The 15,401-nt window shown below is 57.2% G+C and carries 10 protein-coding genes; 4 read left to right on the plus strand and 6 right to left on the minus strand.

Annotated features, from left to right (window positions below):
- Nucleotides 1–81: 81 nt before the first annotated feature.
- From NIZ92_RS18830 to NIZ92_RS18840, 3 genes are read right to left on the minus strand one after another with little or no spacing between them, the layout of a single operon-like run.
- Nucleotides 82–1,206 (minus strand): deoxyguanosinetriphosphate triphosphohydrolase, encoded by a 1,125-nt coding sequence (locus tag NIZ92_RS18830; protein ID WP_060185522.1) that lies wholly within the window; start codon nt 1,204–1,206, stop codon nt 82–84.
- Between the two features lie 5 nt (nt 1,207–1,211).
- Complete coding sequence (gene aroB, locus NIZ92_RS18835; RefSeq protein WP_022983678.1) at nt 1,212–2,300, minus strand: 3-dehydroquinate synthase; 1,089 nt, start codon at nt 2,298–2,300, stop codon at nt 1,212–1,214.
- The gene (locus NIZ92_RS18840) at nt 2,301–2,906 is read right to left on the minus strand and encodes a shikimate kinase (protein WP_009461975.1); all 606 of its coding nucleotides are present in this window, start codon (nt 2,904–2,906) and stop codon (nt 2,301–2,303) included.
- 119 nt (nt 2,907–3,025) lie between these two features.
- Between NIZ92_RS18840 and NIZ92_RS18845 the strand changes: the two genes are divergently transcribed.
- From NIZ92_RS18845 to NIZ92_RS18860, 4 genes are all read left to right on the plus strand, one after another.
- Nucleotides 3,026–5,473: a penicillin-binding protein 1A gene (locus NIZ92_RS18845; protein ID WP_009461977.1), complete on the plus strand. Its 2,448-nt coding sequence runs from the start codon at nt 3,026–3,028 to the stop codon at nt 5,471–5,473.
- Nucleotides 5,474–5,570: 97 nt separating this feature from the next.
- Entirely contained in the window at nt 5,571–5,705 is a 135-nt protein-coding gene (locus NIZ92_RS18850) for a lipoprotein (RefSeq protein ID WP_022983679.1), read from the plus strand.
- A 41-nt stretch (nt 5,706–5,746) separates the two neighbouring features.
- The gene (gene lysA / locus NIZ92_RS18855; RefSeq protein WP_009461980.1) at nt 5,747–7,015 is read left to right on the plus strand and encodes a diaminopimelate decarboxylase; all 1,269 of its coding nucleotides are present in this window, start codon (nt 5,747–5,749) and stop codon (nt 7,013–7,015) included.
- 199 nt (nt 7,016–7,214) lie between these two features.
- Entirely contained in the window at nt 7,215–10,127 is a 2,913-nt protein-coding gene (locus NIZ92_RS18860; protein ID WP_238441714.1) for an EAL domain-containing protein, read from the plus strand.
- An 879-nt stretch (nt 10,128–11,006) separates the two neighbouring features.
- On the opposite strand, the gene ccsB is transcribed toward NIZ92_RS18860, so the two are convergent.
- The 3 genes from ccsB to NIZ92_RS18875 form a co-directional block, all read right to left on the minus strand.
- Entirely contained in the window at nt 11,007–12,365 is a 1,359-nt protein-coding gene (ccsB, locus tag NIZ92_RS18865; protein WP_035269615.1) for a c-type cytochrome biogenesis protein CcsB, read from the minus strand.
- A 15-nt stretch (nt 12,366–12,380) separates the two neighbouring features.
- Nucleotides 12,381–14,423, minus strand: coding sequence for a cytochrome c biogenesis protein ResB (locus NIZ92_RS18870; RefSeq protein WP_035269614.1), 2,043 nt, complete (start codon nt 14,421–14,423; stop codon nt 12,381–12,383).
- Between the two features lie 226 nt (nt 14,424–14,649).
- Complete coding sequence (locus NIZ92_RS18875) at nt 14,650–15,354, minus strand: cytochrome c (protein ID WP_026484814.1); 705 nt, start codon at nt 15,352–15,354, stop codon at nt 14,650–14,652.
- Between the last annotated feature and the right edge of the window lie 47 nt (nt 15,355–15,401).

Consider the following 15,401-nt stretch of genomic DNA (forward strand, 5'->3'; position numbering starts at 1 on the left):
TATCAATGAAGAAGAGCTCCTGAACAGCACACGGCTACTGGCCGATAGCAGGTCACGTAACTCCACCACAGGCTGCAAGAGCTACATCTTGAAGATAGCGTCGTGCTCGCGAATGGCATGGCGGTCCGTCATGCCAGCGATGTAATCAGCAATGGCACGGGCCTGAGCAATCGGGTCTTCACGGCGATGCTCCGCCGCCAGCAAACGAGGATCATCCAGAAAAGCATGGAACAGCTCGCGCACAATGTTCTGCGCCTTGCTCATCATGCGCACCACCTTGTAGTGGCGATACAGATTCGCGTGCAAGAAGCGTTTGAGCTCATCAGCCTGCGCCCGCATATCTGGCGAGAATCCGGCCAAACGAGGCAAATGACGAATCGCATCCACGCTGTCCGGGCGATGCTCTTCCAGCTTGGCGCGCGTGGTTTCCGTTAAATCCACCACTAGCGTGTTGATCATGCCGCGGATAATCTCCGCCACCAAACGTTGACCGCTCAAGCCCGGATATTGGGCTTGTACATGCTCGTAATGACTGTTGAACAGGCGCAGTTCCAGCAACTGTTCCAAGCGGATCAGGCCGGAGCGCAAACCGTCATCAATATCGTGATTGTTGTAAGCAATTTCATCGGCCAGATTGGCCATTTGGGCTTCCAGCGACGGTTGGGTACGATCAATAAAGCGCTGGCCGACCTCGCCCAATTCACGGGCGTGCTTCAGCGAACAATGCTTCAAAATCCCCTCGCGGGTTTCAAAGCACAGGTTCAGGCCATTGAAGGCGGCATAGCGCTCTTCCAGCTCGTCCACCACCCGCAGACTTTGCAGATTATGCTCAAAGCCCCCGGCCTCGGGACGCAGGCTTTGCATGCAGCTATTCAAGGTGTCCTGACCTGCATGGCCAAAAGGAGTGTGGCCCAGATCATGAGCCAGAGAGATCGCTTCGATCAGGTCTTCGTGCAAACCCAGATTGCGGGCGATGGCCCGCGCCAGCTGAGCCACTTCCAGACTATGCGTCAATCGTGTTCGAAATAAATCACCTTCGTGGTTAATGAAAACCTGGGTTTTGTATTCCAACAAGCGAAAGGCATTGCAGTGAATGATCCGGTCGCGGTCCCGCTGAAAGGCGTTACGGCCTTGGGGCGCTGCCTCTGCATAACGCCGACCGCGGGACTGTTCAGGGTGACAGGCATAAGCGGCAAGCATTTGCATAGGTTTTACTCCTGTTCCACCGTTGTAAAGCGGGCCAATGCCTGGCGTACCACATCAGGCGCGACCGCCTGCACCTTGGCATGGCCTAATTTATCCAGCAGCACAAAACGCAGCTGGCCACCTTCATTTTTCTTGTCCACCTGCATCAATTCCAGCCAACGGTCCGCAGGCCATTGTGGTGGAGTGATCGGACATCCGCTGGCTTGCACCAGGGCCTTGATACGAGCCACGTCCTGAGCCGGCAAGCCGCAGACCAGGGCGGAGAGCTCGGCAGCCATAATCATGCCGCAGCCCACGGCCTCACCATGCAGCCATTGGCCGTAGCCCATGCCGGACTCGATCGCGTGGCCAAAAGTGTGACCAAAGTTCAAAATGGCGCGCAGACCAGATTCGCGTTCGTCCTGGGAAACGACTTCAGCCTTGACCTCGCAGGAGCGACGAATCGCATAGACGATTTGTTCTTGTTCCAGCGTACGCATGGGCGCAATCTGCTCTTCACACCAGTTGAAGAAGTCCAGGTCGTAAATCATGCCGTATTTGATGACCTCCGCCAGACCGGCGGAGATCTCACGAGCAGGCAAAGTCTTGAGTACGTCCGTATCCACCTCTACAGCGATAGGCTGGTAGAAGGCGCCCACCATATTCTTGCCCAGCGGGTGGTTGATCGCCGTCTTGCCGCCCACCGAGGAGTCCACCTGCGCCAGCAAGGTCGTCGGCACTTGCACAAAGCGCACGCCCCGCATGAAGCAGGCCGCAGCAAAACCGGCCATATCGCCGATAACGCCACCGCCCAAGGCCACAATCAGGGCCTTGCGATCCAGGTGACCGCCCAGCAGCGCGTCAAAAATCAGGTTCAGGGATTCCCAGTTCTTGTAGGCTTCGCCATCGGGCAGCTCGATCACATGAACAGGCTTGCCGGTTGCAGCCAGGGCTTCCTTTGCAGGTGCCAGGTACAGGGCGGCCACCGTAGGATTGGTGACGATTGCAATGGCAGACGTATCGGCTGGCACCGTGTCTGCAAGATGCGCCAGACGCCCGGCGGCGATATGGATGGGATAAGCGCCACCCTGGGCGTCAACATGCACTACAGACATTTAGCAACCTCGTTCTTTCAACAGGGACAATAAGTGGCGCACCGCATGATGAACTGGCGCCGAGCCAGTTTCAAAGCGGACATCAGCCACTTCTTCATAGAGGGGTTCGCGCGCTTGCAACAGTTCCTGGATGCGGGCGCGTGGGTCCGCTGTTTGCAACAGCGGCCGGTTACGGTCTCGGGCCACGCGACGGTACAGCTCATCCACGGTAGCGCACAAGTACACTACGATACCGCGATCTTTGATGATCTGGCGATTGGCCTCGGACAAAATGGCCCCGCCCCCCGTTGCCAGCACAATACCGGTCTGGCGCGAACAAATATCGAGCACCGCAGATTCGCGTTTGCGGAACCCTTGCTCGCCTTCGAACTCAAAGATAGTGGCCACTCGCACACCGCTACGGGCTTCCAGCTCGTGGTCCAGGTCCATAAACTCGCGCTTGAGTTCCCGCGCCAATTGGCGACCAATGGTCGTTTTACCGGCTCCCATCATGCCTACCAAAATAATGGGGCGTGGGCCAGTCTGTTGTAAATGGAGCAGCTCGGCGTCTGTTAAGGGATCAGGATGTTCTACAGGCATCAGCTCAGCGGGTAAAGAGTGGTTCATTTGTGTATTATCCCATTAGCCTTCCCTAAGCACAGTCCGCTTGCTTAGTATTATTTTGTTACATTGATACTTGGTTTGAGGCCCAGTCCTGCTGCGTTTGGACTTTAAAATCAGCCCTAATGAGTTCCTCTTCCCGCTCCCCCAATTCTAAACCCGAGCAAAGCTCCGGTTCCTGGCTTGCCCGCCTCATCATCAAGACCTCGGTCTTTTTTGTGGGGCTTGGTCTGTGTGCCGTCCTGCTCGGGTCGCTTGCGCTGGCTTTGGCCTGGCCAAACCTGCCTGACCTTAGCGCCATGATCGACTACCGCCCCCGAGTGCCGCTGCGCATTTACACGGCGGATAAGGTGTTGATCGGCGAATTTGGTGAAGAACGCCGCAATGTGTTGCGTTTTGACGAAATTCCCGATGTCATGAAATCGGCCATTCTGGCGGCCGAGGACGATCGCTTCTACCAGCACGGCGGTATTGACTGGATGGGTGTTGGCCGTGCTGCCTTGGCCAATATGACCCATATGTCCAAGACCCAGGGGGCCAGTACGATCACCATGCAGGTAGCGCGTAACTTCTACCTGTCATCGGAAAAGACCTATACCCGCAAGTTCTACGAACTGCTGCTGACCTTCAAGATTGAAGCCACGCTAACCAAAGACCAGATTCTGGATCTGTACATGAACCAGATTTATCTGGGTCATCGTGCTTATGGTTTTGCCGCAGCCTCACGAACGTATCTGGGCAAGCAACTGGGCGAAATCACCACAGCAGAAGCCGCCATGCTGGCCGGTATTCCCAAAGCCCCCTCGCGCTTCAACCCCATTGCCAACTTCGAACGTGCCAAAACTCGCCAAGCCTATGTGCTGGGCCGCATGCGTACCCTGGGCTACATCACTGAGCAGGAATACCAGGACGCGATGGCACAGGAAATCGTCGTGAAATCGGCTCTGGGTACGCCTGCAGGTGGCTACGCCATCCACGGTGAATACGCAGCTGAACTGGCTCGCCAACTGCTGTACGGCGTCTACCAGGACAATGTGTACTCGCGCGGCTTCAATATCTACACCACGATCAAGTCCACCGACCAGGAAGCGGCTTACCTGGCCGTACGCAACGGTATTCTGGATTACACCCGTCGTGCTCCTTACACCGGCCCGCAAGGCCAGGTGGATCTGCCTGCCGGTATTGAAAACGATCACGCCCAGCTGGACTCCATTCTGGATGACTTGCAGGACAAGTACCCCGACACAGGCGACTTGCTGACCGGTGTGGTGCTCGATGCCAGCCCCAACCAGATTCGCGTGGCCCGTACCGCCCAGCAAATTATTGATGTCAACGACAAGCGCGCCCTGAAGATTGTCGCTCGTGGCCTGGTGAAAAACGCCAAGGCAGACGTGCGCATTCAGCGCGGTTCCGTGGTCTATCTGTTCCGCAATGGCGATTACTGGGAAGTGATCAATATGCCTGCGGTGCAAGCGGCTTTTGTGTCGGTACGCCCGCAAGACGGCGCTATCCAAGCCATGGTGGGCGGTTTCCACTTCTCGGACGGGAAGTTCAACCGCGTCACGCAAGCCTGGCGTCAACCCGGCTCGGCCTTCAAGCCCTTCATCTACGCCTCCTCGCTGGAGCGTGGTCTGACTCCAGCCACTCAGATTTCGGACGAACCTTTTGTTTTGACCGCAGCCCAGACCGGCTCCAAGCCCTGGACACCCAAGAACTACGGTCGCACCTACGAGCCCATGCTGACCATGCGCCAAGGCTTGTATAAATCCAAAAACATGGTGTCCATCCGTATCATGCAGGCCGTCGGTCCCAAGTATGTGCAGGAATACGTGACCCGCTTTGGTTTCGACAAAGCCCGTCAACCCGCCGTGCTGCCGCTGGCTCTGGGTGCCGGTAGCGTAACGCCTCTGCAAATGGCCGGTGCCTACTCGGTCTTTGCCAACGGCGGTTACCGCACTGAGCCCTACCTGATCGATTACGTAACCGACAGCACCAACAAAGTCATCATGCGTGCCAAGCCCATTGTGGCCGGTGATGCGGCTGCCCGTGCCATCGACGCCCGTACGGCTTACGTCATGAACGATTTGCTGCGCGGTGTGGCAACTTCCGGTACTGGTGCCCGCTCCTCGCGCGAATTGAAGCGTACGGACATTGGTGGCAAGACAGGGACCACCAACGATTCCCAGGACGCCTGGTTTGCCGGTTACACGCCAGATCTGGTTGGTATTGCCTGGATGGGCTTTGACAAGCCACGCAGCCTGGGTTCGGGTGAAACCGGCGGTGGTGCTTCCATGCCTATCTGGATCAACTACATGCGCGCCGCGCTCAAAGACAAGCCTATCGTCCCTCCAGGCCCCATGCCTTCCGGCCTGTCGCGCATCAACGGGGACTTCTACTTTGACGAATTCCCACCCGGACAAGCGATTGCCCGTGTTGGTCTGCCCGCTCCAGGTGACGGTGCCCTACAACAAGGCGGTAGCGATCAAAGCGATGGTATTGGCGACCTGCTGCGGCAACTGGACTCTGACTCCGGTTCTTCGAGCACGCAAGCCCAGCCCTTCGTCCCCTTCTAAATCCAGTACCCAAACGCCGGCCTAGCCGGCGTTTTTTTATGCTTTGTCCCTCACAATGGCATAATGTTCTGCATTGTCTGCACTAGCTCAACACCTTATGAACAAACTACGTTCCTCCCGCCTGCTGGCCTTGCTGGCACTTAGCATTTTTCTTAGCGCTTGCGGCTACAAAGGCCCCTTGTACCACCCTCCTGCGCAGGAAGCAGCGGACGCCCAAACAGCGCCGCGCTGATTTCCGCCCTGCTCGCTTAACCTCTGTTATTTGACGACACCATGACCGTTGCACCTCACTTCCAATTTCAGAACAACACGCTGCACGCCGAGCAAGTTCCCCTGAACAAGCTGGCTGAAGAATTCGGCACCCCTCTGTATGTGTATTCCCGCCAAGCCTTGCGCGACGCCTGGGAGTCCTATCGAGTGGCAGGCCAGGACCGCAAGTTGTTGGTGTGCTATGGCATGAAGGCCAACTCCAACCTGGCCATTCTGCAAGAATTCGCCCGTCTGGGTACCGGCTTTGACATTGTCTCGGGCGGTGAGCTGGCCCGTGTCATCGCCGCCGGTGGCGATCCAGGCAAAGTGGTGTTCTCCGGTGTCGGCAAACAGGTTTGGGAAATTGAAGCTGCCCTGAAAGCAGGCGTGAAGTGCTTCAACGTCGAATCCGAAGGCGAGCTGGAGCGCGTTGCACAGGTTGCTGAACGCATGAATGTGAAAGCGCCTGTTTCCTTGCGTGTGAATCCGGACGTGGATGCTCGCACCCATCCCTACATTTCCACCGGGCTGAAAGACAACAAGTTCGGCGTGCCTATTGATCAGGCTCCTCGCATCTATGCACGCGCCCAAGAGCTGCCCAGCCTGAATATTGTGGGTGTGGATTGCCATATCGGCTCGCAGATTACCGAAGTCAGCCCCTATCTGGATGCGCTGGACAAGCTGATCAAGCTGATCCTGGCCCTGAAAGAGCAAGGCGTGAACCTGACTCATCTGGATTTGGGCGGCGGTCTGGGCATTCGCTACACCGACGAAACCCTGGTGACCCCTACCCAGCTGCTGACCGAAGTGTTTGCCGCTCTGGACAAGAACGGACTTGGCCATCTGGAAATCGTGCTGGAACCCGGCCGTTCCATGGTGGGCAATGCCGGTGTGCTGCTCAGCCGCGTGGAATACCTCAAGCATGGCGAGACCAAAAACTTCGCCATCATTGATGCCGCCATGAACGACTTGATTCGCCCCACTCTGTACGACGCCTGGCACGGCGTGGAAGCGGTAGAGCCTCGTCCAGTGACGGAGTCCACTCCCCGCTACGATCTGGTTGGCCCCATCTGCGAAAGCGGTGACTGGCTGGCTCGTGACCGTCAGCTGGATCTGAAACAGGACGATCTGGTCGCCATCATGTCCGCCGGTGCCTACGCCTTTACCATGGCCAGCCAGTACAACACCCGCCCCCGTGCGGCTGAAATTCTGGTCGACGGCGATCAGGTTCATGTGATCCGCCCCCGCGAAAGCCTGGAAAGTTTGTTTGCCACCGAACGATTGCTCCCTTAAAGGCGGGCAAGAATGCAGGTAACAACCATTCAGCCTTAAAGAACTCTCGAATCTGACCGTAAAACAGGCCGGGACTGCGCTGCCATCAGCAGGCATCGCAGTCCCGGCCTGTTGCGTCCTGTCCTAGCCGGGAACGCACAGATTTCGCTGTCAGTGGCCAGACAGTTCGATGGTAAGCGCTGGAGGCTGTACCACCATCATGACCACCCCAGGGATACCGACACACGGCTTTGAGCCTGTTACTTCGGCCAGCGAGCGCCTGATTCGCGGCTTGAGTCTTTACGTCATCCCTTTGTTTCTGATCATGCTCACTTTATGGGCATTACTGTTCCTGCCGAATCGCTACCCTACCGTTCCCGGTCAAAGTTTGGGCATTCAGGCGCTGGCCAGCCAGCAAGAGCATGCGGATCCAGAGTTACTGACGCAATTGGAAAATGCCCCGACCCGGCAACGATTGCACCTGAGCGAGCCCCATTGGCTGCTGCTGACCCTACCCGCCCCCTTCCCCCAGCAGGACCAGGTCCTGCACTTTCCGGCCTCCCCGATTTCTTCGCTGCACTGCCAAGACGCCCGCAGCGGCCAAGCCCTGCGTAACAGTGAGCTGGACCCGCCTACCCCGCTGTCACCCGCCCCGGTAAAAAGCTACACCCTGGAATTAGGCCAGGCGAACCACCCCGACACCGTGCTGTGCCGTGTCGAGACCTCCCGCCCCACCCTCCTGCAAGCTCAGCTCTGGGCCAGCGCTGACGTCACCAACTCCTCGATCCGTCTTAGCCGTGGCATAGGGCTGCTGGAAGGCGGCTTGCTGACCATGGCCATGTTCATGCTGGTGCTGGCCGCCACCAACCGCGCCTGGATCTACCTGCTGCTGTCAGTCTGGCTGATTGGCAACCTGCGCCTGGGTTCGATGGCCATGGGCTGGGATACCCAGTGGCTAGGCCAGATTCTGCCCTCGCAGTACATGCCGGTGCTGCGTCAGGTGACCATCGCCTGCTACTTCATCCTGAGCTATTCCCTGTTTACGGTATTGCTGGGCAACTCGATTACTACCGCCCGCCTGCAACGCTTGCTGCCTACGGTGGGCATACTGGGCCTGATCCTGTTACCCGTGTCCCTGCTGGCCCCGGCGTCCGTGTTCCAGCCCGTCATGTGGGTCAGCACTATCTACGCGCTGTGCTGCGTCTCTGCCGTGCTGCTGTCCGTCCTCCTGCACACCCGCTCGCGCATCTTGCTCTGGCAACTGGTGCTGCTCAGCATGGCCCTGTGCATGCTGATTTCAGCCATCTTTCTGGTGGCCTTTGGTCGCTCCAGCTTTGTAGAGAACTTCAACGGCGTCATCGCCTTCCTGCTCTCCAATCTGATGGTAGCCCTGGCCGTAGGTGAACGCTTGCGAGAAGACCGCAGCGAATCCCTGCGCGCCCGTAACGAACTCATGGCCCACTACCTGCTGACCCCTGTCGGCATGTTCACCCTGAACGAATCCGGCGTCTTTCTGCGCATCAGTCCCATTCTGGCGCGCATGCTCAACATAGACGCAGACCCGAACGAAAGCACCATTCACTGGACCAATTTCTTTCCCGAACAAGACTGGAAAGCCGTCGCCCAAAGCACACAAAATGGTCAGGACGTGACCATTACCTACTACGACGCCGATGCCCAGCCCTGCCAATTTGCCTTGCGTGTGGCCATCGTCAATCAGTGCATCGAAGGATCTCTGCAAGACATCACCGCCCGTGCCGAGACCTACCGCCAACTGCGCCTGATGGCCGACAATGATCCGGTTACCAATGTCCTGAACCAGCGCGGCATCGAAAAAGCACTGGACGGCCTGCTCAGCCGCAGCCAGGACGACAAACCGTGCCTGCTGGCCTACTTGGACCTGAACCACATCAAATATGTGAACGGCACCTTCGGCCATTCCTCGGGCGATGCCCTGCTGCTGAAAGTCTGCGAGCAACTGGAATCTGTCCTGCGCAGCAAAGACAAGATTGGCCGCATCGGCAGCGACGAATTTGTCATCATCTTTGAAGACTGCGAACCCGACCAGGCTCGCACTCTGGCCAATAGCGTGCTGGAATCGCTGAACAAAAGCCCCTTGCTGGCTGGCAACCGCAGTTTCAACCTGCGCAGCACACTGGGGCTGGTCGAAGTCGCCCCCGGCATGGCTCCGCAAGAAGCCATCTCCGCCGCCAGCCGAGCTGCCCGCGACGCCCGCCGCCTGCATCAGGACATGATTATCTACGGGCAGGACTCCAACGTCCTGCAAGAACACGCCGAAGAACTACGTTTATTTGAAGAGCTGGAAGGTGGCTCTTCTCGCGCGCTATACCTGGAAATGCAGCCTATCGCTGCCTTGCGTCGCCCCATGGACAGCCTGAACTTCGAGGCCTTGCTGCGCGTGCGCGACTCCTCTGGCCAGCTCATCCCTACCGGCCGCATCATCGCAGCAGCAGAAGAAAGCGGCACCATCACCATCATCGATAAATGGGTGTTCTCCGCCACCCTGGAATGGATGTCCAAACACGAAGCTCAGTTGAGCAAGACCCAATGGGTCACCATCAACCTGAGCGGCGTGTCCCTGAACGACGACACCTTCATCAAATGGCTCTTCGACATCCTGGCCCGATTCGAACACCTGGCCCGCCGACTGTGTGTAGAAATCACCGAAGGCGTCGCGCTGGACGACCTGGAGCACACACGTAATTTCATGCGTCGCCTGCAGAAAATGGGCGTACGCATCGCACTGGATGACTTTGGAGCGGGGTACACCTCCTTCTCCTACCTGCGCGAACTGCCCGCCGATGCCATCAAGATCGATGGCGCCCTGATCTGCGACATGCTGAAAAAAGAAACCAACGTCGCCATTGTCCGAACCATTGTTGAACTGGCCAACAACCTGGGCATGATCAGCATCGCCGAATGGGTCGAAGACGTCCCCACCCTGAAAGCCCTGCAAGAACTGGGCGTGGACTACGTACAAGGCTTCATCATCTCCAAAGCCTGCACCCCTGCAGACCTGCTCAAAGCCAACGCCATGACCGACTTGGTCCACGACGCCGCCGCCAGACAGTTCCTGATCGAATCCCAGGACAAGTTCCCGCCCGCCATGTAAGTAGGTAAGCGCCCAAGCCCCACAGAGGGCCTGGGTGGCAAAGGACCGCGTTTCTCACCACATTGATGCGCCTTCATTGCAAATGTCATGGGGAAGCTATAAAAGCCTTCCTGACACCATCATCACCCCGACACCCTGCCATATAAGAGCCTGAGTCTTCTGGCCCGATCGCACCACTTACCACTGCGTAATACCCAACTCTAAATTTCGCACTTCATATCTGCTACCGCTCCGAGTGCAGGCGCGTATCTAAAGTTGGAGCAGTAAATAGATCTGAAGATAGATACAGACATCGAGCTAGCTTGGGTTTTAGCGGTCTAGATCTGAGTCTGGCTAAGCAAAGCCACCTCAATCCAACAAACTTCCGATTAACGCCTAACCCAAAAACCGCAATCACGCTTCCCCTAAACCCACCCACTATTCACCGAAAAAATTAGGACTGGTCCATAAACAAACACTGTGAGCCGCTGGTGTGCGGGTCGGGGTGTCGGGGCGATTCAGAGTGCTTGCCGCGGGCGGAAGATCGCGTAGGGGTTCAAGCATCCTGCTGTTTGAGCACGACGCTTATGGTTTGTCCGGGGGACAAACCATCGTGCGAGTTCAGGATGCGCCCTACGCGATCTTCTACCAAGGGCACCGGTGCACAGCACCGGCAAGCGCTCAAGCCCCGACACCCCGACCCGCACACCAGCGGCGTCTCCCAGAGCTTATGCCCCCCCCCAAAGCACCATTCAAGCCCCTACCAGGCACCCGCCCCTAAAAGAACAAATAAACAGCCACAAAAAAACCCGAGTCCGGCACTCAGCCAAACTCGGGTTTCCCAATTCTACAACCGCCATTCCGAAGCCCAAACACAAGCACCCCAGAACAGCAAAAACCTTACAGCTCCCCGTAGGAATGCAGCCCCGACAAGAACATATTCACGCCCAGGAACGCAAAGCTGGTAATCAGCAGCCCACCCAGCGCCCAATATGCCGCCATCGTGCCACGCAGCCCTTTAAGCAAGCGCAAGTGCAACCAAGCCGCATAGTTCAGCCACACAATCAAAGCCCAAGTCTCTTTCGGGTCCCATTGCCAGTAAGTGCCCCAAGCATCAGCGGCCCACAAGGCCCCCAGCACCGTAGCCACCGTAAAGAAGGCAAAACCCACCGCAATCGCCCGGTACATAATGTCATCAAGCACCTCCAGCGAAGGCAGCTTGCGCGAAATCGGACCACGGAAATACAGAATCGTACCCACGATCACACTACCGATACCGAAATACAGCATCCAGGTAGGCGACAACTCGCGCGAACCAAAAATCATGGGCTCAGCACACAGAATCGCACCTAGCAAAAACACTGGAATCAGCTTGGCACGCGAACGCGTCTCGCCATTCTCCTTAACCAGATACGCAAAACCCACCATGGCCGCCAACGAGAACGTACCGTAACCAATAAAGTTGGCCGGCACGTGCAGCTTCATCCACCAACTCTTCAGTGCAGGCACCAAAGGCTGAATCTGATGCGCATCACGCGTGAAGGAATACCACAGCAGGAAAATAACCAGCGAACTGATCGCCAACAGCACAAAGCCACCCAAGGCTCGCGTGTTGTAACGACGCTCGTAATACATGTAGAACAAGGCCGTAATCAGCGCCAGCAGCACAAACACTTCATACAAATTGCTGACCGGAATATGACCGATGTCCGGACCCAACAAGTGACCTTCGCGCCAGCGCACCAGCAAACCGGTCATCCCGGCATAGATCGCCGCCCAGGTCAGTCCCGATCCCATCCAGGCCGCCGTATTGCTGAAAAAACCAGCCCAGTACATCACCGTAGCCAGAATGAACAGCGCGCACATCCACAAAATGGCGGACTGGGAAGAGAACAAATACTTCAGCAGAAAAACCGAATCGGCCTTTTCAATATCGCCGGTGCCCAAACCATCACCCGTGCTGTACAGCCAGACCGCCAGCAAAGCTGTCAAACCAGACAACACCAGCAGCGTGCGCAACGGACGCCACAACCACCCCAGCCAGGCAACAAACGGCACAAAAGCCACCAGAATGATCTTTTCGTAGTAATCCATACTGGTGCTGTACACATTGAGCGCATACGCCGCACCCAAAGCCAGTACCACCAGAAACAGCACATCCGTCCAGTCCGGACGGCCACGGATACCGCGCCGGTCACCACTGGAAGCGATATTGTCTTGCCACATCGAGGGAGTGGCCGAAGAAAGGGTCTGCGCCATAGTAGCTACACCTTGTCAGACAGATAGCCGGTTGAACGCCGCTTTAAGGCGATCAAACTCGAGGTTAAAGTCCAAGTTGCGACGTTGAGATGTCATGGCAGCCATGACACTGCTGCCTTGGTTGTGAGGGCGAATCCAGACCCACACACGGCGATCCCGGATATAGAACATCGAGAACACGCCAATAATCAGAAACAAGCAACCCAAGTACACAATGTACATGCCTGGGCTGCGCGCCACCTGGAATACGCTGGCCTGAACTTGCTCAAAGCTGTCCAAGGTCAACATAACCGGTGCCGGGTAATCAGGCAGGTTGGCAAACGCCAGTACAGCAGACTGAATCCAGCGATTGGCATCGCTATTTTCCTGACTGTAATCCAGCTCTGGCAAACCTTGTTGCTGCCTGATCAAATCACGCAATTCCGACAGTGTGAACTGAATCATGGGAATTGCAAAACCCAGAATACGCTCGCGCTCGGCCTCGGGGACACGGCTGATCAAGCCATCAAAACCGGCACGCACAAACGTCTGCAAAGCAGTTCTGGACGCGGAGAGCATCAGCTCTTTTTGCTCGGGCGACGAAGAGTTACGCTCGGCAAAGCGCTCGGCCGCCTGGGTCACCAGGGCCTCATTCTGCGTGGCCGCACGCAAATCCATGAATTCTTTCAAGGAACCCTTGTCGTCAGCCGGGAAACGCACATAGCGGAACGGCTCGGCGGGCGAAAAGCGCATACCGGCCAGAAACACCAGGGTGCCATCCAGCTCCACCGGCAGCATATAGTTCACAAACTCGCGGGACTGGCCCTGATCGTCGATCAAGCGATAGTTCACGCTGGGGCCGACGTTCTTCAGATGCTGATCTTTCTTGTTGGCAGCGCTACCAGTAACCGCGGCTACGTGTTCAATCATGGCCTTGGGCTGAGGATCACCCTCAGTCAGGTTCTCCACGTTGATGGGGCGCAGCTCGGTCAACTGAACCGTCAAAGCATGTTCGTTGGGGCTTTCCTGGGCCGCAATGCCCACGGTTTCGCCCACTTTGCCATTTAGCGCAAAGGTCTTGGAACCGGGGCCTACCAAGGGATAGCCCTTCAGGCTGAGGATACTGCCGCCATCGTCAAAACCGGACTGGTAAACCGTGACCCCCTTGTAGCGCAGCGGCTCGTTCACCTCGATGGTGCGCTCGAACGTATCGCCCGTGACGGGATCGGTAACTTCCACTTCACTCTTGAAGCTGCTGGGCATGCCGGTTGAGTAGTACTCCACCAGGAAACGCTTGAGTTCCAGGGCAAAAGGCAAAGGCTGAATCAGGACGCCTTCACCGGAATTGACCACGGCAGTAGCCGTACGGGCTCCCTCTGGCACCAGCATATTGGCGCGGAAGCTGGGATTGCCCAAGCCCAGTCGACCCGACTCGGGAACCTGGGAAATCAGCATGTTTTCAGTAATGGGCTGTTTGCCACCCAGCCACACTTGCAGGCGCACGGGCAATTCGCTGTCGAGCAGGCCGCCCACACAGATCACCACAATCGCCAAGTGGGCAAAAATGTAACCCAGCTTGTTGGCGCTGCCCTTCTTGGCCGCCATCATCATGCTGCCGTCGTCATCCTGACGCACGCGCACGGCGTAACCCTGGGACTGCAACCAGCCTTGCACCTGCTCGCGATTATGTTCGGGAGCACCGGCGCTTTCCAGTTCAACACGGTGGGGAAAGGCTTTCAGACTGCCGCCGCGCACATGCTCTTTGAACGTGCGCATTTCACGGATCATCTTGGGGGCATTACGAATGACGCACAGCGTGGTCGAGACCACCAGAAACGTCATGATGACCATGAACCAGCCACTGTTGTAGATGGACCAGATCGAAAAATGGTCGAAAAATTCAAACCAGTACGGCCCGAATTGATCGATATACGTATTGGCGGGCTGATTTTGCGCCAGAACAGTGCCGATCAGACTAGCTACGCAAATGAACATCAGCAAGCTGATGGCAAAGCGCATCGAACCGAGCAATTCCAGAAAATCGGCCGCAAAGCGACGTACGGGGGATACTTTTTTCACAAAGGCTAGCTTAGGAGGTGGGGGGTTTCACCGGAAACATCCAGACTTTGAACGCAGAACGCACACAAAGTTCGATCGCTGGACAAAACACCAACACGAGACCCGGCCCAAATCGGCACTGCCCGTTGTTAAGGCTCCCAAACTGCCATGACTATCAGGAAGCTGGGGCCAAAAAGCGAATGTCAGGCTTCAGACAGTCAGGGGGCCAATGGCCCCCTTGGACTGATTAACGCAGGCCAGCTGCGAAATCTGACACGGCTGCAATGTCGGCGTCCGACATGCGATCCGCGATGTCATGCATCATCGGGCCATTGGCACGGTCGCCGCTGCGGAACAATTTGAGCTGTTCGGCAATGTAGGCAGGGTGCTGGCCAGCCAGACGGGGGAACTGACCGGGCATACCAGCGCCGTCAGGCGAGTGGCAAGCGGCACAGGCCGCAACACCGCGCTCGGGCAAACCGCCGCGCCAGATCTTCTGGCCACGCTCCATGGTGTCTTCTTTGGTAGCGTTAGCTGCCTGATCCCAGTTCACGGGCTGTTGGGACAGGAAGAAAGCCACGTTTTGCATGTCTTCTTCGGTCATGCCAGCAGCAATGGCGGTCATCAGGCTGTTGGCGCCTTCAGGGCCGCGACGGGAAGGCACAGACTTCTCGTCCTTGGCACGGAAATCGTGCAGCTGCTTGACCAGGTACTCGTACGGCTGGTGAGCCAGCGACGGGTTGACCGGAATAATACTGTTGCCGCCATCCCCGTGACAGGTCACACAGGCCAGCACGCCACGCGACATCTCACCTTGCAGGTAGAGCTGCTCGCCTTTGGCGGCATCTGGCTTGGGCAGACCAGCTGCATTGGCCACGTTAGCGGTAAAAACCACAGAGCAAGCCATCGTCAGGCTGCTTGCGATAACGACTCGGGAAAGCGCACGCTTCATTTGGACCTCGATAATCGCGAATCAATCGGGGTGCCGCATGCGCCCCG

It is taken from the genome of Alcaligenes sp. 1735tsa3 (assembly GCF_024134565.1).
In the GTDB taxonomy this organism is placed as follows: domain Bacteria; phylum Pseudomonadota; class Gammaproteobacteria; order Burkholderiales; family Burkholderiaceae_B; genus Alcaligenes; species Alcaligenes phenolicus.